The organism is Acinetobacter sp. YH12227 (genome assembly GCF_013417785.1).
In the GTDB taxonomy this organism is placed as follows: Bacteria; Pseudomonadota; Gammaproteobacteria; order Pseudomonadales; family Moraxellaceae; genus Acinetobacter; species Acinetobacter gandensis.
In genome coordinates this window covers 18,492-41,519 of the sequence record NZ_VPDH01000003.1, presented here as the reverse complement: position 1 = coordinate 41,519, position 23,028 = coordinate 18,492, and the positions used below count along the sequence as shown (strand labels likewise).

The window sequence follows — 23,028 nt, the reverse complement described above, 5'->3', positions numbered from 1 at the left end:
CAGAAATATAAAATTATTACTAATATATTCAATTAGATAGATATATAAAAATCTCACCCTAGATTCAAAAAGCATTCCTTTTTGACCTCACCTTGAAAAAATTTCATTTTTATTTAAAGTATGCTTCGCCTTTCTGCGCAAGAATTCGCATTTTAAATGCGGAAGAATATTATGCAAACTTAATTTCATCTAGAATTGAAGATAGTAAATATTAATACAAACTTAATTTTAAAAACAAAAAAACAATGAATAAGATATATCAACTACTTAAGATAAAAAATAAAACAAACTTAATTAAGTTACCATAATTAGACGCAGTATTTGGTCATAAAGCAAAATAAGGGATAAGGAACTATGTGCAAACTCTGAATAAGTCTATTAGCTATTCCTGTTACTAGCAGCCCACCTTATTTAAAATGAGGTATTTCATTCACTGGATATATTAATGTTAATGGATTTGATGTTAATGAGATAAAGCCAAACCGCTGATAAAACTCCATAGCTTTTTGATCCTTAGCATGTATTACAACAAAATTTACGCCAATAATTTGAGCAACTTTTGAAACTTGTTTAAGAGCATGTGCTAAAAGTACTTTTCCAACTCCTTGCCCCTGTGCTGCTTGATCAACGGCAAAGCGACCCACAACCACACAAGGTAAGGGATAACGAGGTAATCGTTTAGTGAGAACAGCATCAACCCCATCAAATCCTATAGAGGTACTTGATAGACAATAAAATCCCCTCACCTGTGCATCATCAATAGCAACATAGGTTTTACTTGTTCCTGATTTCTGATGTTGGGATGCGTATTGTTTTATGAACTTATTTAAATCATCTTGCCCACAATTAAATGATTTTTTCTGATGATGGGCTTGTAAAACCTCAATTTTCATCCAATAAACTCATTAAATTTTTCATCTCATCATTTGCAGGGCGTGGATTTTCAAGCAAATTCATTAACATATCACGATCAGCATTATTTACTTTTAACTCGTGATTAGATTTAAGTAATTCTTTTGCTCGTTCAAATGAGGATTGGATCATAAAGGAACTCACACTAAGACCCAATAAATTCGCAGCTTGCTCAATTACATTCTTTGCATCTACGGTTGAACGAACATTGATTCGTTCTGTTGCTAAGTTAGCCATATTTTCCACCAATTTGTACATCATAATGATGTACAAATTATAGCAGATTAAGGTAGTACTTTAAGATCCAAATTTACATATTTTGTTCTAAAATATTTGGAATAGAAAATAAGCATTTTACTATGAACCAGAATGAATGGTCGGGTTTGAGTCTGAATATGCAATTGGTTTACATAAGAATATGCAACGATGTTTACTAAGATGTAATTTGAATACTTTTGCCTATCATCAACGTTTTTTTAAACTCATTAATTGAGTATTAAAATACCATATTAATTATTAAGTTGCTGAATTAAATAAATAATTAAATAAAAATTATAAAATTTTGTTTGTATATAAATATATTTAAGTTTGTATGTTTTTGCTAAATACAAAATTAACCCGCTTCAGATATGATTAATTATCCACCAAAACCCACAGGTCTTCTGTATGGCAAAAATTATAAAAAACTATGAAGAACTAGTAACAGAAGGGTATGGCCAGGGCCATGGACGCGATTATAAACCTTGTAAAACTGTTCAAAACTTCAGTTCAATTGGTCGCTCTCACAGAGTACAAGGCCGTGTCAGTAAACGTCTTCATCACTTATTTTCTGATCTAGAGCTATCTACCTTTTTACTGCTTGACTGGAATCAGAACGTTACAGATATTCGCGAGCATTATCCTTTGGATATCTATGATCTTAACTCCATCTGTTCTCGTTTCCGAATGAAAAAAGTGTCGATTGACTATATACCTTTTACCCTATCTTCAGATTTTTTAGTTGATTTTGGTAAGTTTTCTATAGCCCTTGACACTCTTTACAGCAAAGATCTGAATAAAGCTCATGTTATTGAGTCATTAGAAATTAAACGTCGCTACTGGGAAGAAGAGCACAATACGCCGTTCAAGTTGATTACTGAAAAAGACATTCCTGCTACGGTACTAGAGAACATTAAATGGTTGTATGTAGAAAAAAATGACCTTGAAATAACAAATCACATGATCGATCTAGCAGTTTATTTTATGGAAGAAATTAGCCAGTACCCTCAAAGCTCATTAATCCAATTTTGTAAGCATTTTGACCAAACTCAAAAAATGGGTATCGGAGCGACGCTCGCATTGTTTAGAAAATTATTTGCACTGCGAATACTTCAATTTAATCTAGAAATTTCGTACTTGGAGCTTAAACTCTCTGATATTCATGCAAGTAATTTGCTCCAGAATGAGAATACAGTCCATGCAACTAATTAATTCAGTTTACATCTTGAATTCAACACAATACCGAATACTCAAATTCTTACCGCAGTATACGGTATGGATTGCGATTGATAATAAAAATGCTTTTCCTGAACTCATTTTGTCTAAGGAACTTCAAACTCTCTCAGATGATCAAAGCCTGATACCAGCGCAAGATCCTTATGAATATTTAAAACGATTAAACTTGAGTGAAGATTCTATTCAACTCAAAAAAAGAGATGAAAACTTTTTAATTATTCAAGATTTAATTAATGATGAACAAGTTCTTATCAATACAAAAATTAGGACTGCAAAAATTAAAACTCTACATCTAGAGAAAGAAGTATCAATTAATAAAATTCTACGACTCCTAAGACGCTACTGGCAGCGTGGTCAAACTATAAATGCTTTGGTACCGGACTATGAAAACTCAGGTGGAAAAGGCCAAAAAAGAGCTATAGGTGATAAAAAAATTGGCAGACCACGCATCTATGAATCAAATGAAGGTAAGAATGTCACTGAACAGGTTGAATTATATTTTAAGAAAGCCATCGAAGAGTATTTAGTTCCTGTCAAAAAACAATCCATTAACGAAACTTATCTTCGGTTTAAAAGTGTATTTTCTAAGCACTTTCATCAAGTGCAAACCTCAGATATTCCAACCTATGCTCAATTCTATTATTTTTATAATACGCGATATAGAAATAAGAACAATTCCAAGGAAATTCTGACGAATCAGAAAACTCTGAAAGATCACAAACCTCTAACTTCAACAGCAACCAAGCAAGCAAATGGCCCTGGCGCACGTTATGAGATAGATTCAACAATCGCTGACATCTACCTTGTATCATCACGGGATCCATCACAGATTATTGGCCGACCTACCGTATATATTGTTATCGATGTATTCAGCCGGATGATTACTGGGCTTTATGTCGGTATGGAAAACAGTTCATTTAATACAGCCATACAATGCCTCAGCGTTGCAATCCAAGATAAAGTGACATTCTGTCAGAGTTATGGCTTGCAAATACAACCGGAAGACTGGCCTATTTATGGTTTACCTGGTGCCATACTTGCAGACCGCGGTGAACTCATTGGTTATCAAATTGAACTTCTTGAAAAAAACTTTTCTGTTCGTATTGAAAATGCGCCACCGTATCGAAGCGATGCCAAAGGTATAGTGGAGAGGGCTTTTGGAATCATTCAGTCACGCTTTAAATCCTACGAGAATATTGGTGTTGTTTCTGGATTCAAGGAAAAAAAGAAAGGCGGACATGATTATCGACTAGAAGCTTGTCTAACTTTGGAAGAGTTCAGAAAAATCATATTAAGCTGCGTCTTGTTACGCAATAATTTTGATATTTTGACGAAATATGATCGTAGTGCCGATATGCCGACTGACCTGCCTTCTATCCCCCTTAAGCTCTGGCAGTGGGGTCTACAGCACCGTACTGGGATGTTAAGACAAGTGGATAACAAATCACTATATGTTGGCTTGTTACCTAGGACCGACGCCTCCTTAAGTGACAAGGGACTTAAAGTCAAAGGCTTACTCTATCAATGTCTGGAAATGCATCAACAAGGCTGGTTTATTCGTAACACGACTAAATCCCGCCCGAAAAAGTTGCGGATTGGTTTTGACCCATACTCAGTAAATACCATTTATGTTTTCTTTGATGAAAATAAGTTGGAATACTGGGAAGCGCACTTAAGTGATGCCTCACGTCAATATCAGCATCTGACCTGGTGGGAAGCTGAACAAATTCAAAAAGCAATCAAAACTGTTGAAAAACAGCATTCACAACTAAAGTCTGTAGCCATCAGTGAATTACAGGATTTTACTGACAAAATCATCCACACAGCACAGAGCCGGCAGGCTCAAGCAGGAGTTCACCAACTTTCTAAAGCACAACGTACTCGGGATATTCGTCAGAACAAACAAGAAGCAATTCAGGTGGAACGTGAGGAACATCTCCAAAATAGGTCCGTCAATTCTATCCGGACTATCCATCCCAACCAAGACAATACTCCAACACCCCCATCTCACAGCAGCAATCTGGATTTGACCAGTCAACCAGACTTAATGAGACAATTATTTGAAGAGGACGATGAAGAATGAATAATAATGAACTCGCGGTCAACACATCGATAGAAGATATCTATGGGGATAATCCTCTCATTACTCAATTACCGCCTATCCTTGACACAAAATCGGTCATTAAACACCTACGAGGGAAACTGAAATTTATTCCAGAACAGCGTTTCTTACCCCAACCAGAAAGAATCCATCTGATTGCTCAGTTGCCTCATGATTTTTTTCAACCACTGACTAAACATCTATCCCTTGAACAAAAAATTTCTATCATGATCCGGCAAGGTTACGTGAGCAGAAACATCACTAATGGGGATAGACATCGACATTTACACGCTGCTTTTCAGCAACTAGAACCATCAAATGAAAGCTCTTACCGCTATGCACCTCCAGAGTCGACTGCAACTAGCATGTCAATTATAGGATGTTCGGGAAGTGGTAAAACAACGACAATGAACAAAATTTTACGTTATTACCCGCAAGTGATTGAACATAGAGAGCTGGGATTAAAACAAATTGTTTACCTTAAAATTGATTGTCCGCATGACAGCTCTTTAAAAAACTTATGCTCAAACTTTTTTAGAGCAGTAGATTTAGCATTAGGAGATACAAACTTCGAGCATCGTTTCACCAGAAGTCGCTTAAATGTGAATGCCATGCTACAGCAGATGAAAATTATCGCAAATAATTATTCTATTGGACTTTTAATCATTGATGAAATCCAGCATTTGAATACAAAAAAATCTGGCGGGGCTGAAATCATTCTTAATTTCTTTGTCACCCTTGTGAATGTGGCATCCATTCCAATTGTGATGATTGGGACACCCAAAGCCAATGAAATTCTGCAAGAAGATTTAAGATCAGCTAGACGCAGTGCAGGATTAGGCTCTTTAATCTGGGAACCTATGCGCAATGAAGCACCCACTCCCGATCCTAGCACCCCTGATCAAATGATCATTTCTGAATGGTATGCTTTCACCAACAAGCTGTGGCAATATCAATGGGTTCAACAACCAGCTGAACTGACCGATGAATTAAGAAACACTTGGTATTATTATACCCAGGGCATTCCAGATTTAGTGGTCAAACTGTTCTGCTTGGTGCAGATTCATGCAATCACCATTGGTCTGGAAAAAATTACATCTGAACTTTTTAAAAAAGTCTACGAAGAACAATTACAGCCAGTCCACGATATTTTGGATGCACTCCGCTCAGGCAACCCCACACGTATTGCACGATATTCTGACTTAACGATCCCTCAAGTTCAAATTGAGGAATATGTTGAACAACACCGTTTCAAAGCTGCATTAAAAACGGAAATACAGCGTAAAGATCTAGGACCACATTATTCCACACTGATAGGTATGCTAACGGCCTTAGGTCACCCCGCTGCTACAATTGATCTGCATGTCACTTCTGCATTAAAAAAATATCCAAACGAGAACTTACAGGTACTACTCCAACATATTCTGGAAGTATTAGACGGCTCTGTAGCAAAAGATAAATTGGACCAGCCTCAGACTACAACTCCGGCAAGGAAGCCAAGGACCTCTCGTAAAGTCATGAAAGTGGAGGAATGGAAGAGTACTGAAACGAATGACTTACGAAACTTTTTCAGTCAAGCACAAGAACAGGACGTAGATGTTTATGAGTTATTAAAATCATCTCACTATTTGTTTGATCCTACCTGTCCCATTTTGCATTAAGCAGAAAAAATGGAGGGTAAGGTACCATGATTTCAAATTTTCCAGCACCATATCCAAATGAATTGATTTACAGTGTGATTGCTCGTTATGCTGTTCACAATGGGATTCTGAGTCCAAAATATCTCACTGAAGAATTATTCAATAATAGGAACTTGACACCAACTTACGATTTACCTTCTCATCTAGACAGGGTGGCCAGTTACTTACCAGATCACTATGATACGCTTATTTTAATCAACCAACACACCCTGTTACCAATTTACCAACCATTTCAACCTGATACAGTAATGCATTATGCTGTGCAGGCATTGCGAGGTGAGCAGTATCAATCCCTGCATACCAAATTAGGAAAAAATGCATCGCGGATCAAAGCTGTGAGTTTTTTCCGGTTCTGCCCTCATTGCTGGCAAGAACAGATGCAGCAATATGGTGAAGTTTATTGGAAATGCAGCTGGCAGATTACTGGATACGAATATTGTACAAGGCATCAGCAATCTCTTTCTGTGAGTTCTATGTCTTGTAATGGGATAGACCGAAAATTCTATTTTGCTCATTTGAATGCACTGAAAGACTCTTCACAGCTTGTGTTTAATCTTCAAGACGTAAATCATCATATCGAGCTTGCAGGACTGATCGAAGAGCTACTCGCTCATTCAACATCCATTAGTGTACAAGATTTTTCTACTTTATCAGATACTTATTTCCTTCTCTTAAAAGATAGAGATTTACTATTAAATCGAAAAAATATCAATTACGAAAAAGTCCGTCAGCTTGTTGTCGATTATTGGGGCGAAAGTTTTCTTCAATATTATCAATTAGGTGATCTGAGCTCTGAGAACTGCTGGCTCAAGAATATCTGTAGAAAACATCGTAAAGCATTTTCTTATCTTGAGCATCTCATCGTATTAAAGGCACTTGTTCCCGAACAAAGTCCTATTTATACATACCAACAGTATTTGGATCTAGCGACAGTAGGTATAGAGGAACAAGCCATTCCTGTCACTGTAAAACACAAGACTTACCAAGTCCTGTCAGATGATCAACTGAAATGGATACAATTGATTCAGGATATGTCAGTCAAACTAGCTCGTAAACATGATGGTGCACTGTACGCACGTTTATATCGCAATCATAAAGATTGGCTGTTACAAATCAATCAAACCGCTATCATGACACCACTCTCTCTACCCAAACCACGTGTCGATTGGAGTATTCGGGATCGTCAGTTTATGAAACAATTGATTAAAATACGTGATGAATTATTAGAAGACTTAGACTCCCCACAATGGACCAAAAAGTTTTTAATTAAACAACTTGGGCATGTCAGCCTAATTGAAAAAAACTGGCATTTTCTGCCGTTGACCAAAGCATTTTTGGAGCGCTACGCTGAGTCGGTGGATTGTTATCAAATACGTCGTCTGACACGAACATATATTCGTCAACAAACTGAGAATAAATACTATCCACCGAGTGTTTTTTTACGTGTATCAGGATTAAGTGAGCAGCGATTAACGCCAGAAGCACGTCGATTTTTTAATAATATTTGGGAAGAAATAAAAAATGAGTGATTGTTCAACCGACTTTTTACCAAAAGAGATGATTTACTATACTGCGACAAAAATTAGTCGACGCGGTCAAACTCGGTTTGATATTGATACTCATTTGTTTAACCCTATTATTAACCGTCCTATTCAACTTAAATTACCGATTGAGAGTGTTCTTCTATACCGCTATAGAACCCAAATTGATGCCTCTCCTACAAAATTATTCACTCACACACTTGAACATGTAAATTTCACAACATTTAGAACTATTATTTTACCGGAGGGTGAGGATCAAAAAATACATGAAGGCCGGATATGTTTTGAATTTAATTACTACTCAACAGTTTTAAAGAAAAATATTACTATTCAAATACCTAAGCTTATCTTGGCCCGCGATTTATTTTTCTCTCATCCTTATTTAATTCGGGCGGCACTTTTTGCAGAAAATTATTCAACCGATGTTTTAGTGGATAGAAATGATAAAAAGGCTATTCATATTAATATAGCAAAAAACAAAAAAATTATGAACGCAGATGTCTCTGATCCTCATTTTTTGAAGAAGCTCGCTTTAATTTTATTACAGCCTGATTTAAATAAAGCCTTCCTTAGTATTTATCAGAAAACAATTATTGATCAAAAAGGCGCTAAAAGTTTTAATTTTGACATGGAAGTGCCTGATCTTAAAAATATTGATCTAACAGTAGATGGAATTTATGATAAAAAAACAGGTATTTACAGAATTGAGCGCATTACATCTTTCAAAAATCTTGATACAGCTATCAACCGTCCTATTCAATTTCATTTCACTTCAAAAAAAATCATACAACAGGTCAAAAATGCTCAAGGGCAAGGTTCAAACAAACCAAAACCAGCGAGTCAACCTAAAGAGAAATTGAATAAAAATGCTGAGGCAGATATCGATAAACTACTGGCCAAGCTAAGAAACCTACCTGGAGAAATTTATACAATTGAAGAATTAAAAATTTCTTTAGAGACACCTCCTGCTAAAACTGTAGTACGTAAAAGACGAAAGCAAATGGATAAAGATCAAAATCAAGAAGAAGGATTTGCTGGTGGAGAAGGAGATATAGAGGGTACAGTGTCTGGATTTACAACAGAATCAGAAATTCAACTAGAGCGAGTCACTTATAAAGACTTGATTAAACTATTGGAGCAAATTGAAGAAAAGGGATATAAAACCAAAGAAATCAAGAATTCACCTTTTAAAATATATAAATGTTTCAGAGGCCATAAGTTTGCAAACAATCAATTACGCTACTTTTATGTCTATAAAATTTTTAATATAGAAAATAACCATCAATTTTATTTGTGTGAAATTGATACTTCAGATGGTAAAAAAAATATCTCCACCTTATTACTCCCATATGAAGAAAAAACTCAACGATTAATTGAGACAGATTTGGATATATTAAACAATTCGATACTGTCTCAATCACTCAGTTGGCCTAAAAAGTTTCTATCTGAGATAAGAGGTATTACTGCCTTTACTACAATTAATCATCCTTCTAAACAGAAACAACTAGAAGATGTAAATTATTACGCTGACTGGGCTCAACGAATCTTAGCAAAGGTAAAATCAATATAAAGGTTAAACAGTATCTTGGCATATAGGAGCGATTTTCCTTCTATAATCATACCTTCCTTACTTCGCAGGAATTATTTCGAGAATTTAGATGACACAACTTACTTGTTTTAAAGCTTATGACATCCGTGGCAAACTCGGTACAGAACTTAACGTAGAGATCGCTTATAAAATTGGCCGTGCCTATGGGCAAATTTATCAACCTAAAACTGTGGTTGTGGGCTGCGACATTCGCCTCAGCAGTGAAGATTTAAAGCAAGCCACCATCAAAGGTCTGAATGATGCGGGTGTTGATGTTTTAGATTTAGGCATGACGGGAACAGAAGAAGTCTATTTCGGTGCCTTCCATCTCGATGTACAAGGTGGTATCGAAATTACTGCGAGCCACAATCCAATGGACTACAACGGCATGAAATTGGTACGTGAACAAGCACGTCCCATTGGAGCAGATTCAGGTTTAAAAGAAATTCGCTTATTGGCTGAATCAGGCAACTTTAATGAAGTTACAGCCAAAGGCAAAACTGAAAAATACCATATTCTGCCTGAATATATCGATCATTTAATGTCGTATATTGATCCTGCCAAAATTCGCCCACTTAAATTGGTCATGAATGCGGGCAATGGCGCGGCTGGTCATGTGGTTGATGCCATTGAAGCAAAATTTAAACAGCTCAATATGCCTGTTGAATTTGTCAAAATTCACAATGATGCCGATGGTACTTTCCCTAATGGTATTCCCAACCCAATTTTAGTTGAAAATCGTGACAGCACTCAAAATACAGTGCTTGAACATGCTGCGGATATGGGCATTGCTTGGGATGGTGACTTTGACCGCTGTTTCCTGTTTGATGAGAAAGGCCAATTTATTGAAGGCTATTATATTGTCGGTCTATTGGCACAAGCGTTCTTACTGAAACAATCTGGTGAGAAAATTGTGCATGATCCTCGCCTGGTTTGGAATACCTTTGATGTGATTGAACAATACCAAGGTGAAGCGATTCAGTCTAAATCAGGGCATTCATACATTAAAGAAAAAATGCGTGAGCACAATGCAGTGTATGGCGGTGAAATGTCAGCACATCATTACTTCCGTGATTTCTCTTATTGTGATAGCGGTATGATTCCTTGGTTATTGGCAATTTCTGTACTCTCAGAAACCCAGCAAAAATTGTCTTCACTGGTTGAAGATATGATTGAAAAGTTCCCTTGTTCGGGTGAAATCAATTTTAAAGTTGCGGATACTCAAGCCACCATTCGAAAGATTTTTGATCACTTTGCCGATCAAAATCCTGCAATGGATGAAACGGATGGCATCAGCCTGAATTTTGGTGCATGGCGTCTAAATGTACGTGCTTCCAATACTGAACCTTTATTACGTCTCAATATTGAAAGCCGTAAAGACCAAAATCCGAAACCGATGCAAGACTATGTGGATGAATTAACACAGCTGATTCAAGGTTAGTATTGTTCTGCATTCCAATAAAAAAAACCATTCAACTTATTCATTAAGTTGAATGGTTTTTTTCTTAGCTCAACTAGAAAGAAATTCTATTTAAGCTGACAACTTATTAAAATAATGAACGATCCAATGGAATTTCGACTCCGATAGACACTCCCGCATCTTGACCATAGACATCAGAGTCACTCACCCATCCATTCAGTTTCAATGGCGCATTTGGTTTTAAGTAATGTGTCCAAGTAAGATCTAAAGCTTTAATTTCATCTTTTTGCGCAAATGCATGATTATTTATTGAATTTGACTGATTCACTTTGGCCATCATTACTCGACCATTTAAGCGATTCATAACATCAAAGCGAATATCTCCACCAAGACTTACCATTTGACCATCCCCGCCCATGGCATGCCCTAACGGGAAGCCGTGTTGATAATAGCCATCTGTATATATATGATGATCGTAAGAAATACCAAGCGCATCACCATTGGTTCGTGTATCTGCCCACTCTGCATAAATTTGATAAGGCATGCTATTCAGTTGAGAGGAATAATCAACTCCAGCCAAATACATTTTCTTAGAAGGTAGAAGTCCTGCCTCATCCTCACCCACATATTGAGCATACATACTCATGGGGATGCCTGTAAAATGATTCAGATTCAAGCGCGCATCAAAACCTGCTATTTGATTCGATGCATTGTCTTCACCAACACATACACCATCATTACATCCATTATCTTTCCCAACAAAAGCATTCCAATATGCTTTGAAACTATCAGGTTGCCCTTGACCATCAATTTGAAAAGTTCTTGAGGCACCGAGCTCAAGATAAGGCAATGGCTGTGCAGTTAAGCGTAGGCCTAATAAATTCGTATCAGGAACGGCTTTATAATCATCTAATCGGCCAGCAAAAGCTTGATATTGCCAAGGACCAATCCATGACAGCCACTTTGTTTCAAATGCTTGTTGTTCAGCACGCTGCATGGTCAAACCATAAACTGGGCGGCTTGCATCACCACGGATTAGGCTTCCTTCATGTCCAGGTCCCCAATAGGTTGGGATTTGTCCCGCAATCAACCATTGATTCCACAATTTTCCTGCAATATAAGAACCTTCTAAATTGACATCATGTCCATGGTCAATGATTGGATCTTTTTCAGCATTGACTCGCAGTCTTGCATCCCACTGCGTTCCACCTGCATTCAATTCAAGTGCCGCTTGATATTGCGATTTTTGCTCATCTGCAAATTTTTGCGGGATATTTTGTGGATCTGTTTCAGCAAATAAAGCGAGCTTAATAGAGGTATTTTCTGCTTCTAAATTTGCCATAACCGAATTGACAACTTTCTGCTGAGCATTATTTTCAATTTTGGCAGTAGATAATGCACGCTGAATTTCTTCACCACTCAATGGCCAAGTCGAAGTGCTAATTTGGATCACACCTTGCTGATTCAGCCAATTTAGATCTGTACGTAGATCATTATTATTCAAAATGATCCCTTGAGCGTAAACTGGCAGAGCTAGAGAAGAAAAAATGGCAAATGATAAAACCCTAAGAGCTTGATATTTCATATATTATTTCAGTCAATTTATCTTTCACATATGATAACGATTTTCTTCAAACAAAAGATAAGATCTATCATCATTTTTGCACAATCAATACACGACTCACGACTTAAGTTAATTGGTGAGAAGTATGGCAAATACAAAATTCGCCATACTGTCTTTAATTAATTTACACACTAAATTTAAATCTTAGTTATAACCATTTGGATTTTGCTTTTGCCAGTTCCAGCTATCTTTCAACATATCTTCTAAACCATATTGAGGCTGCCAATCTAACTCTGCGACAGCACGGGCATTATCAGCAAATGAAGTTGCAACATCACCTTCTCGACGAGGTACATATTCAAATGGTATCTCAACACCATTTACCTTCTCAAAAGTATCCCGAATTTGTTTTACTGAAATCCCATTGCCTGTACCAATATTCCAAGCGCGGCATCCTTGCGTTTTTAAACGATGATTCAATGCGCATAAATGTGCATTGGCCAAATCAACCACGTGAATATAATCACGCACACCTGTACCATCTACCGTGTCATAATCATTGCCAAAAATTGACAACTTATCACGACGGCCGACTGCCACCTGTGTCACATAAGGCATCAAATTATTGGGTATCCCTTGTGGGTCTTCACCCATTTGACCACTTTTATGTGCCCCTACAGGGTTAAAATAACGCAGCAATGCAATTGACCAGCGCTCATCTGCTAATGCTAATTTCTCTAGTAATTGCTCGACAATCAGTTTGGTATAGCCATAGTTATTACTTGGCATACCTGTAGGCATGGTTTCATTTAAGGGTGAAATATTGGCTTCATCATAAACGGTTGCAGATGAACTAAAGACCAACGTAAAGACTTGAGCACGTTCCATTGCTTTAACTAAGCTTATTGAACCCGAGATATTATTTTCAAAATATTTTAGTGGCTCTTTTTGGCTTTCACCCACAGCTTTTAAACCTGCAAAGTGAATCACAGCATCAATAGAATGATGCTTAAAAATTTGATCTAAAATTTGCTGATCGAGAATATCACCTTCAACAAAATCTAATTTTTTAGCTGCCAACGCTTGAACACGTGCTAAGGATTCGACAGAACTGTTGGACAAATTATCCAGTACAACAACGTCATGCCCTGCGCTCAAAAGTTCAATACAAGTATGTGAACCAATATAACCTGCACCACCTGTTACTAAAATTTTAGCCATTGGTTTTTCCTAATAATATTTGTAGTAAGCCTTGCGTTGAACCATCTAAATCCGCAATATCCTTTCGATTACCATTTAATATTGGAAGTAGCTGATTGGCAATTTCTTTGCCTTTTTCTACACCCCATTGATCAAACGGGTTAATGTTCCAAAGCACCGACTGTACAAAAACTTTATGTTCATACATTGCAATCAACATGCCCAAACTATATGGATTTAGCTCTTGCAATAAAATGGTTGAACTTGGTTGATTGCCTTCATATTGTTTATATTCCGGCAAATCTTGTACTTCTTGTTGATTTAAAGCTTGATTACCAAATGCCAGTAAGCGCGATTGAGCCAAACAATTGGATAAGGCCAAATGATGCTGTTCCACCAGCGCCTCTGCATTATCGACATAGGTAAATTGTTGTGCCTGATAGCGCTGCACTGGCGCAATAAAATCACAACTCACTGCTTGACTACCTTGATGCAGCAATTGATAAAAAGCATGCTGCGCATTTGGTCCCACTTCCCCCCATATAATCGGACAAGTGTCTAGATCTACTTTTTTCCCATCGCGTTGAATCGATTTACCATTCGACTCCATTTCCAACTGCTGCAAATAAGAGGCGAAATATTTCAAACGCCCATCATAGGGCAGTACAGCATGAGTCTGAATATCAAGGAAATTATTATTCCACGCACCCAATAAGCCCATTAATACAGGAATATTCTGTTCGAAAGGTGCCGTCTGAAAATGCTGGTCTACCGCATATGCGCCAGCTAACAGTTGTTTAAAGCCATCAACTCCTATTGTCAGTGCAATCGGTAAACCGATACATGACCAAAGTGAATAGCGACCGCCGACCCAATCCCAGAGCAAAAATTGGTTTTCAGCTGCAATGCCCCATTCGGTCATTTTATCTGCTTTAGTAGATACGCCAATAAAATGATGCTTTAAAATTTGTGATTCTTGTCCAAGTGCTTTTTCAAGCCATAAACGAACTGTTTGCGCATTAGATAAGGTATCAATGGTCCGGAATGATTTTGAAGAAATAATAAACAGCGTGGTTTCGGGCCGAAGTTGATGCAATAAATCCGAAAGCTGGCTACCATCAATGGTCGAAACAAAATGTACATTGAGTGGCTTATATGTGGATTTTTTGAAATCAGATAAGGCATGACTCACCATCAGTGGTCCTAAGTCTGACCCTCCAACACCAATATTCACCACATCTTGAATGACTTCACCTGTTGAACCACGGCATTGACCAGCATGAATTTTTTCTACCAAAGCATACATACGCTCAAGTTGTGTATGCACTTGTTTTGCTAATTCAGGATGTGCCTGATCATGTTTAGGTAGACGAAGCGCCCAATGCATGGCTGCTCGGCTTTCTGTGTAGTTGATCTGTTCTGTGGAGAATAAATGTTTGATCCAAGGTGTAAGGTCTTGCGCATTTGCCCATGCGACCAAACGACTTAAAACCTCTGCATGAATACGATGTTTACTAAAATCAAATACTATCGGTGAAACGGCCACAGAAAATTTTTCAAAGCGTGTGGCATCTTTGTCAAATAACTCAGTTAGATGTAATTGCGCAAATTCAGCTTTCAATGTGTTTAATTGTTGTATGACTGTCGCACGATCTTCAACAGCATAAGGTTTTGCATGACTGCTCATTAGCGACCTACCCCCATATAAGAAAATCCTTGCGCTTTCACATAACTTGGATCATAAATATTTCGCCCATCCAAAATCAGTGGATGGGACATGGTTTTTAATAATTCAGAATAGTTTGGGCTCCAATATTGCTTCCAAGCGGTCAGCAAACACAGCGCATGTGCGTCTTTGACTGCATCATATTGGTCTGTACAGTAGATTAAGTCGGGACGATGGCCATAAACTTTTTCAATTTCAGGCAAAGCTTGAGGATCATGTAACTTCACTCTGATCCCTTGCGCCCAAAGTGCTTTCAACATGGTGTGAATCGGAGATTGCTGAATACGCGCGGTATTTTCCTTAAATGCAGCCCCCCAAATAGCAACAGTTTTACCGTTTAAATCACCATGATAATAATTCCATAATTTACGGAATAGAATTTCTTTTTGTTGTTCGTTAATATCCCAAACTTGTGCCAGAAGTTGACTCCTTGCACCCGCACCTAACACCGTTTGCGTCAATATCAAAATATCATGTGAGAAGTTCTCCCCACCAAAACCTGCACCTGGATGTAAATAAGATGCGCCAATACGGCTATCCGCTGCCATGCCTTGACGCACTTGTTCAATATCAATCCCCAATTTTTCAGCCACTACCGCCAAGTCATTAATATAACTAATACGTGTCGCCAACATGCCAGAAATACTCAGTTTGGTAAATTCCGCATCCAGTACAGGCATAAATAAATATTGCTGTGTACGTGGGAATAATGGTCTAAGTAACTCTTTAATTTTGGTTTGTGCGCGTTCAGATGAAGTCCCTACGATGAGCTGCTTGGTCTGTATCAAACTTGGTAAAGCATTACCTTCTTGGATGATGTCAGGCAAATAAACCCAATCATCTTCTGATAAAATTTGTGCAAATTTTTCAGTACCATGCAGTCCTAAAGTAGATGCATTCATCATCAGTTTAGGATGAATAATGGTTCGAGATTTTAATTCTTTTAAAATCTCTATTGCTTGAATCTCTTCAGTAGGATTAAAACTAAAAAAATAAGCATCGATATCTAAAGGAATATGGGAAAAGTTGCAGTATTTTAAAAAGCCATTAGCTTTCTGTTGCTCAAGCAAACGCTTAACCGCTTCATCTTGGGTATAGGCTTGCTCCGATGTTGGTTTTTTTAAAACATCACACCAAAAGACCTGATGACCACTTTCAGCCATTAACCCTGCAAAAACACCTGCATACGGCGTCTGTCCAAATACTGCAACTTTCATATCTGTCTCTTTTTTATAATTTTAGATCTTTGATCAGTGCCTTAAATTCCTCACCTAATTTTGGATGATCTACTCCATAATACAGCACAGCTTTTAAATAACCCAACTTACTACCACAGTCAAAGGTTTGACCTTTCATACGATAAGCTTCTACGACATCAGTCTGTTGCAGCATCGCAATTGCATCTGTGAGTTGAATTTCATTACCTGCACCTTTAGGCGTTTGCTCCAAAAGCTGCATAATTTTAGCGGGTAAAATATAACGACCCACCACTGACAAATTAGAAGGTGCTTTATCCACTGCTGGCTTTTCTACAATCCCTTGCATTTGAATGCTTTCACCTTCCGCAGGAGATTTAGCAACATCGACAATACCGTATTGATCGACTAAATGATTTGGCACAGCTTCCACCATAATTTGTGATGCTTGTGATGCTTCAAAGCGTTTAATCATCAGACTTAAATCATTTTCTGTATCAGAGTCTTTCACCAATACATCAGGCAGTAATACAGCAAAATCGTCTGTACCCACTACTGCTTTAGCACATAACACAGCGTGCCCCAAACCAAGTGGTTGCGGTTGACGTACGCTAATCACTTTCACGTGTGGCGGTAGAATTTCTGTAATTTCTTTGAGCAGGTCAAATTTCTTTTTATTCTCTAAAGTTGTTTCGAGCTCAAAGTTACGGTCAAAGTAGTTTTCAATAGATGCTTTTGAAGAGTGGGTCACTAAAATAATTTCTTCGATACCTGCAGCAACTGCTTCACGTACCACGTACTCAATCGCTGGACGGTCAACGACTGTGACCATTTCTTTTGGAATGGATTTACTTGCTGGTAAAAAACGTGTGCCTAGTCCTGCGACAGGTAAAATTGCTTTTTTGATCATTGAATTACAACTAAAATAATATGAAACGATAAATTAATTTTTGCTTGAGTCTTGGCTTGAAAAACGAGCTGCGCCTACCGCTTGATCAGGTGCATTGATACCCTCTTTTTTAACCATAACTACAAAAGTTTTAAACATGATTTTAAAATCAAACCATACATTATGGTCATCGACATATTTTACATCAAGCTCAAATTTTTCTTCCCAAGATAGATTATTACGACCACTCACTTGAGCAAGACCTGTCATACCTGGGCGTACTTCATGGCGGCGCATTTGCTCAGGCGTATAATGCTCCATAAACTCTTTCATCTGTGGTCGTGGACCCACAATACTCATATCGCCTTTTAAAACATTAATGAGTTGAGGCATTTCATCTAAACTGGTTGAGCGAAGTTTCTGACCAAATGGTGTAATACGTTTTTCATCTGGTAGTGGATTTCCCTGTTGATCAAATGCATCTTTCATAGAACGGAATTTTATCATTTTAAATAATTTTCCGTTCTTACCAGGGCGTTCTTGGAGAAAAAAAACAGGTGCACCAAGATTTTTGCGCACCTTATAAGCCACAACAACAAAAACCGTACTAAGAAGTATTAAAGCGACTAAAGCTATTAATATATCGATAAATCGTTTCATGTATTTATATCGCCCTGCCTTCAGTGCATAAATCGATTAATTCTATCAATTTCAACCTAAATATATAAATATTAAAGTAAAAATTTAAATTTCACTTTAAAATTTCTTTCCATTTTCTTACTATATTATCAGGATAATATTGACCAACAAGGTGCTTATTACTGACTGAATAAGTTGCTAAGACTTCTAGATCATTACAACTATAAATTAACTCATCAGCATAGCTATGAATGTCATATTTTTTTACAATTTGAGGATTATTAAGACCAAGAATTTCTTTTGCACCAGTAGGAAAATCAGTAACTAATACTGGTAAGCCATGATTCATGGCTTCTAACAAAACCATCGGGAAAGCTTCAAAACGACTTGTCATACAAAGGATTGTTGCTGAATCATAGAATCTATTGATGTCTTTAGTAAACTTATGAATAGTTATGAAATTATTTAATTTCAATTGTGTAATCATATTTTGTAAAGAATCATATTCTGAACCCTCTCCTATAATATCTAGAGTCCATCCTCTTTCGTATAACCTAGAATAATTAAAAGACTCAATCAAAAAACTAAAATTTTTCTGATATTCCAAACGACCAATAGATAATAATTTTCTTCTATTAGGTATATAATGAGACTCAATAGGATTGATAAAATTAGGAATTGTAATAGTATCAATATTATCAGCAATAAACTTTTGTGTATCAGTTTCCGTTAGACAAACTAATTGAACTTTTTCTTGTCTATAAAAAAATTTACGAATCGAATTACGAATACCTTTATGATAATCATATTCAATATGTTCACATAGTATAACACGATGTGCTGTTGATTTTGATAGAATTACATTCATAACGTTTAAATCAAAAGAAAATGAAATCACTATATCTTTTGAATTAATAGCAATTTTTTTTCTTATTTCATTTAAATATTCAAACCTATGTACAATTTTTTTTAGCTTACCTTTATCAGGAAACTCACCAACATCTAAACTTAAAATTTTTAGATCTTCAAAACCATTAAAAGCACATTGCTGATTACCTGGTACAATAATAATGACATCAGATAATGATTTAGCTAACTGTACAATGACCCTTTCAGTACCACCAACACGATTGACCCCATTGGTTATAAAATATACCGTCATATAAAAAATTCCATGTTTTTTTCAACCACAGTTTCTGAACTATAAGTAAAAGAAGAAATGTATGCATTGTATTTAAGTTTTTCTAAATCAAATAGACCATCTGAAATATTATCAAATAATTCTTTGATTTCTTCTGCTGATTTAGGTTTTACTACTAAACCATTAAAATCATGTTTGATAAAATCAGTGGGCCCAGGTATATCACAACAAATTGGTATAACACCAAAAGAAGCTGCTTCTAAATAGATTTGACCAAAACCCTCATGGTGAGACGGCACACATAAAATATCTGACGACAAATAAAATAATTCAAGATCTTTTTTATAACCTAAAACCTTTACTTTATTACAGTCTAAATCTATATTAATATCATTTTTTTCGCAGCCAAGAATAATTAACTCATAATTAAGTCTTGTTCCTGAAAGACCTTTTAATAAATCGTATATCCCTTTTCTAAATTCAGGCCTACCAATAAAAATTATTCTAATTTTATTTTTATTTTCATGTTTATTACGCTCATCGAGTAGCTGCTGATAATCCTTATATTTAATATTTACACCAACCATCGTACCAGGATTAAGAAAAAAAAGTTTTTCCTTATAAAAAAGGAAAGATGACAACAACTTGCTCATAGATTGAGTAATAACAATTGTTTTGTGGGAAAAATTTAAGTTAGAAAACTCAACAAACTTAAATAAGTTTCTTATTATTCCTTTATATCCTACATACGGAACTCCATGGTTTACATATACCACTTCAGCAGAAGTAAAAAAACGCAACATTAAAACGTAAAAAAAAGAATCAAGGGTGGTATGCAAATATACCTTATGAATTCTATTTTTTCGTATCTGATTAATTAGAAAAAATGAGTGAAAAATATGGCTTAAAAATTTATTATATTTATTATGCCAAGACACAAATTTTACGCCACTTTCATTACAATTTATTTCCAAATGATTTTCTGGAGTAGAAATCCATACACAGTTCCCAACTTCATATTGCTTCTTAGCAATAGGTAAAATAAAAATAGTACACCAATTAAAATTAGGAGAAATATGCAAAATATTCAAAACAGACTCCATTAGTTTTTAAATTTAAAAACATAAATCAAAGATAGCAACATAAAAGATATTTTATTTATCAAAAAAAATTTATAAATATTCTTTTTCATGCCATAAGAATAAAAATACAACTTATTTTCTTTGAAAAAATTAAAATATAAACTAGCATCTCTATTCAATTTTAAATTCATATGTATTATACCTAAAGCTAAATCCCCTAAAATTAATTTAGAATATTTTTTTGTGGAAAAGTTTTGCTCATTAAAAAAATACTTTAAGTCATCAAAAACAAACATTAAATCAGTGCTTAATTTATTTTTTTTAACGGGATCATCGCCCCTAGTTATTGAATTAGAAGTTAAATATATATTTTCCAAAATTTCGCTTGTAGACCTAACATTTTTTGCAAAATAAAAAGCACGTGAATTAAAATGAATATCTTCACAATAAATTTTTTCTTTAAAAAAAATATTATTTCTCAATAAAAAATTTAAATTATAAATTTTATTACATGCTGAACTTTCAAAACCAAATTTCAGGGTGTAATCAACCCCTACTTTACTAATAATATTTTCTTGTTTTTTTAAGGTACTTTTAATAATACCATCTTCATTTAAAAAATTAACAGAAAACTCTAAAATATCAAAATCATCTTTTTTTAAATACTTATTAAAAATATTTAAATTTAGCCTATCATCAGAATCAAGGAATAAAACATACTTACCATTGGAATTCAATATCCCAGTATTCCTTGCACCACCAAGTCCTTTATTTTCTTGTGAAATTATTCTAACACGTGGATTTTCGCTAGCTATTAAATTAATAATATCTAGACTATTATCACTAGAACCATCATTAACAATTATTATTTCATAGTTTGTATTATCCAAAATTTTGATAGAATTTACACAATCAAGAATATAATCTTTTGAATTATACACTGGAATAATAATACTTAAATCAGAACTCATTAAAAAATCTCAAATATTGGGTTGATTTTATAAGGGTAGAAACCGCCTAAATAGCGAGTCACAAAATAAAAATATAACACAAACTGAAAATAAATAAAAATCAATAAAAGCATGTTTTTTATTTTACTCATCACTAAAGTAATAAATATCATTGATGTAAAAGTAAAGTAGTAAAGCACTCGTTGTGGACCAGAAGGATCCATACCTAAAAAGACCAATGGATAAACAATGGCTAAACCACACCAATAAATACTCATTGAATAATTAAATATTATATCTTTTATTTTAATCTTATTAGCTAAAAATTTAAAAAACAAACCAATAAAAGTAAAATAAAGTAAAGTATAAAGCCCACCTATCTCACCGGAAACATCTTTATATATTTCATATCTTTCGTTATTATTGGCTAAATAATTAATAAGCATAGAGCTAAAGATCAAAGAAAAAATAAAACAAGAAATAACTTTGTAATATTCACTTATCTTTAACAAACTTAAAAAATATATTGGTATAACAATTAATGCAGACTTATGAAATAAACTAGCTATAAAAACAACTAATAAGAATTTTAAAAATTCTTTCCTAAACAAATATTTCAATGAAAAAAAACATAATGCTAGAGCAATTCCTTGTCTCAAACCATTAAAAAAAAATGTATAATAACCCAATGAAATATACAAAAAAACAGATATACTATAGTTAGGTGATATTTTCTTTAAAGTATACAAATATAAAGAAATCACAATGACTGAGCTTATTAGAAAAAGCCAAAAATAGTTATAAGTAAAATAAATTACAGTTCTATCCAGTATTTGATATCCAATTTCAATATCCTCTAAAAAACCATTAACATAAACATTGTTGTGGTTTTTATAATTTAGAGTATAAGCATTAGTATCAACACCTACAGAAATATTGCGCAAAGAAAATAATAATACCAAAAAAAACAAAGGAAACAATATTGCTCTTCTGTTTAATACAGTTTTTTCAAAAATAGTAACAAAATTTACTAAAAAAAATACTAGAAAGTAAGGAAGCACTTAATTCACCATTTTCAATTTATTTTTTATCTTAAGAAAAATTTTTCTTAAAAAATAAAAAAAACCATAGAATTTTATAATCTGAAACGGTAATAAAACATTGTATACCACTCCCCCAATTTTATTTCCCATTTTATCTTTCAAATTCTTTCTAAATGTTAATAATTTTCTTTCTGAATCACTTAACCAAGATGCATTAAAATGGTGTATAGAATAGGTATTATGAGTAAATTTTTTCTCTCCTAAAAAACCAATTGGTGAAAAGTATTCTGAAGAAAAAAATTGAAAATTATCAATATGCTGATTACAATTGTTTTGCTTTAATCCTAAATTTATTAACACTTTAGTATCTCTTTGTGGACAGGGAGTCATATCAAACGAACCATCATGTTTTACAAATGAAGTTTTTTCATAGTTTTCTCTAAGTTTTTGTATAATTTTATTATGAGGCGTAGCACCAAAACCCAAACCAGAATTAATACAATTAAACTTTGAGAGTTCAAACCCCATAAAACCTTCTAATTCTAACAAACTATCAAAGGGTTTTAGTAATTCAACATCTATGTCTAGATATATACCTCCATGCTCCTCAATAACTTTGAGACGAAAATAGTCTGAAACAAAAGCCCATTTTTTATGCTCTACTGCTTCTCTAACGAAATCATTAATTAGCAAATCACAATTACTTTCATCCCAACGAATAATTTCATAATCAGGACAAAACTTTTTCCAACTTTCCATACATTTATGAGCAATATCTGGTAATGGATTGCCACCAAACCAGCAGTAATGTATTTTTTTAGGTATTAAATTAACACTCACGC

The 23,028-nt window shown here is 35.0% G+C and carries 19 protein-coding genes; 6 read left to right on the top strand and 13 right to left on the bottom strand.

Features of this window, described 5'->3' with window-relative positions:
• Nucleotides 1–407: 407 nt before the first annotated feature.
• A complete protein-coding gene (locus FTV09_RS01110) occupies nucleotides 408–893 on the bottom strand; it encodes a GNAT family N-acetyltransferase (protein WP_180003567.1) in 486 nt (161 codons plus the stop codon).
• Nucleotides 883–1,149 carry a DUF1778 domain-containing protein gene (locus FTV09_RS01105; protein WP_039890759.1) on the bottom strand — a complete coding sequence of 89 codons (267 nt, stop codon included), beginning with the start codon at nucleotides 1,147–1,149 and terminating at the stop codon, nucleotides 883–885. Before FTV09_RS01105 ends, FTV09_RS01110 begins: the two co-directional genes overlap by 11 nt.
• A 429-nt stretch (nucleotides 1,150–1,578) precedes the next feature.
• Here FTV09_RS01105 and FTV09_RS01100 point away from each other — a divergent pair, with 429 nt between their 5' ends.
• From FTV09_RS01100 to FTV09_RS01075, 6 genes are all read left to right on the top strand, one after another.
• On the top strand, nucleotides 1,579–2,382 hold the full coding sequence (locus FTV09_RS01100) for a TnsA endonuclease C-terminal domain-containing protein (protein ID WP_180003570.1): 804 nt from the start codon (nucleotides 1,579–1,581) through the stop codon (nucleotides 2,380–2,382).
• Nucleotides 2,369–4,489 (top strand): Mu transposase C-terminal domain-containing protein, encoded by a 2,121-nt coding sequence (locus FTV09_RS01095; RefSeq protein ID WP_180056336.1) that lies wholly within the window; start codon nucleotides 2,369–2,371, stop codon nucleotides 4,487–4,489. The genes FTV09_RS01100 and FTV09_RS01095 overlap by 14 nt, the downstream gene beginning before the upstream one ends.
• A complete protein-coding gene (locus FTV09_RS01090; RefSeq protein WP_180056335.1) occupies nucleotides 4,486–6,168 on the top strand; it encodes an AAA family ATPase in 1,683 nt (560 codons plus the stop codon). The genes FTV09_RS01095 and FTV09_RS01090 overlap by 4 nt, the downstream gene beginning before the upstream one ends.
• 26 nt (nucleotides 6,169–6,194) lie before the next feature.
• Nucleotides 6,195–7,736 carry a TnsD family Tn7-like transposition protein gene (locus tag FTV09_RS01085; RefSeq protein WP_180056334.1) on the top strand — a complete coding sequence of 514 codons (1,542 nt, stop codon included), beginning with the start codon at nucleotides 6,195–6,197 and terminating at the stop codon, nucleotides 7,734–7,736.
• A complete protein-coding gene (locus FTV09_RS01080) occupies nucleotides 7,729–9,318 on the top strand; it encodes a Tn7-like element transposition protein TnsE (protein WP_180056332.1) in 1,590 nt (529 codons plus the stop codon). Before FTV09_RS01085 ends, FTV09_RS01080 begins: the two co-directional genes overlap by 8 nt.
• Before the next feature lie 88 nt (nucleotides 9,319–9,406).
• Nucleotides 9,407–10,777, top strand: a complete 1,371-nt coding sequence (locus FTV09_RS01075) for a phosphomannomutase CpsG (RefSeq protein ID WP_180056330.1) — start codon at nucleotides 9,407–9,409, stop codon at nucleotides 10,775–10,777.
• 106 nt (nucleotides 10,778–10,883) lie between these two features.
• On the opposite strand, the gene FTV09_RS01070 is transcribed toward FTV09_RS01075, so the two are convergent.
• The 11 genes from FTV09_RS01070 to FTV09_RS01020 form a co-directional block, all read right to left on the bottom strand.
• The gene (locus FTV09_RS01070) at nucleotides 10,884–12,341 is read right to left on the bottom strand and encodes a capsule assembly Wzi family protein (protein WP_180056328.1); all 1,458 of its coding nucleotides are present in this window, start codon (nucleotides 12,339–12,341) and stop codon (nucleotides 10,884–10,886) included.
• A 183-nt stretch (nucleotides 12,342–12,524) separates the two neighbouring features.
• A complete protein-coding gene (gene galE / locus FTV09_RS01065) occupies nucleotides 12,525–13,541 on the bottom strand; it encodes a UDP-glucose 4-epimerase GalE (protein WP_180056326.1) in 1,017 nt (338 codons plus the stop codon).
• Nucleotides 13,534–15,207 (bottom strand): glucose-6-phosphate isomerase, encoded by a 1,674-nt coding sequence (gene pgi / locus FTV09_RS01060; RefSeq protein WP_180056324.1) that lies wholly within the window; start codon nucleotides 15,205–15,207, stop codon nucleotides 13,534–13,536. Before pgi ends, galE begins: the two co-directional genes overlap by 8 nt.
• Nucleotides 15,207–16,463 (bottom strand): nucleotide sugar dehydrogenase, encoded by a 1,257-nt coding sequence (locus FTV09_RS01055; protein ID WP_180056322.1) that lies wholly within the window; start codon nucleotides 16,461–16,463, stop codon nucleotides 15,207–15,209. The genes pgi and FTV09_RS01055 overlap by 1 nt, the downstream gene beginning before the upstream one ends.
• A gap of 13 nt (nucleotides 16,464–16,476) precedes the next feature.
• Nucleotides 16,477–17,352 (bottom strand): UTP--glucose-1-phosphate uridylyltransferase GalU, encoded by an 876-nt coding sequence (gene galU, locus FTV09_RS01050; protein ID WP_180056320.1) that lies wholly within the window; start codon nucleotides 17,350–17,352, stop codon nucleotides 16,477–16,479.
• Nucleotides 17,353–17,385: 33 nt separating this feature from the next.
• Nucleotides 17,386–17,991, bottom strand: a complete 606-nt coding sequence (locus FTV09_RS01045; protein ID WP_180056319.1) for a sugar transferase — start codon at nucleotides 17,989–17,991, stop codon at nucleotides 17,386–17,388.
• A gap of 91 nt (nucleotides 17,992–18,082) precedes the next feature.
• Nucleotides 18,083–19,132 carry a glycosyltransferase gene (locus FTV09_RS01040; protein ID WP_180056318.1) on the bottom strand — a complete coding sequence of 350 codons (1,050 nt, stop codon included), beginning with the start codon at nucleotides 19,130–19,132 and terminating at the stop codon, nucleotides 18,083–18,085.
• Nucleotides 19,129–20,202 (bottom strand): glycosyltransferase, encoded by a 1,074-nt coding sequence (locus tag FTV09_RS01035; RefSeq protein WP_180056317.1) that lies wholly within the window; start codon nucleotides 20,200–20,202, stop codon nucleotides 19,129–19,131. The genes FTV09_RS01040 and FTV09_RS01035 overlap by 4 nt, the downstream gene beginning before the upstream one ends.
• Nucleotides 20,203–20,213: 11 nt before the next feature.
• Nucleotides 20,214–21,164, bottom strand: a complete 951-nt coding sequence (locus FTV09_RS01030; protein ID WP_180056316.1) for a glycosyltransferase — start codon at nucleotides 21,162–21,164, stop codon at nucleotides 20,214–20,216.
• Nucleotides 21,164–22,204 carry an EpsG family protein gene (locus tag FTV09_RS01025; protein WP_180056315.1) on the bottom strand — a complete coding sequence of 347 codons (1,041 nt, stop codon included), beginning with the start codon at nucleotides 22,202–22,204 and terminating at the stop codon, nucleotides 21,164–21,166. The genes FTV09_RS01030 and FTV09_RS01025 overlap by 1 nt, the downstream gene beginning before the upstream one ends.
• Nucleotides 22,205–23,026 (bottom strand): glycosyltransferase, encoded by an 822-nt coding sequence (locus tag FTV09_RS01020; RefSeq protein WP_180056314.1) that lies wholly within the window; start codon nucleotides 23,024–23,026, stop codon nucleotides 22,205–22,207.
• Nucleotides 23,027–23,028 lie beyond the last annotated feature (2 nt).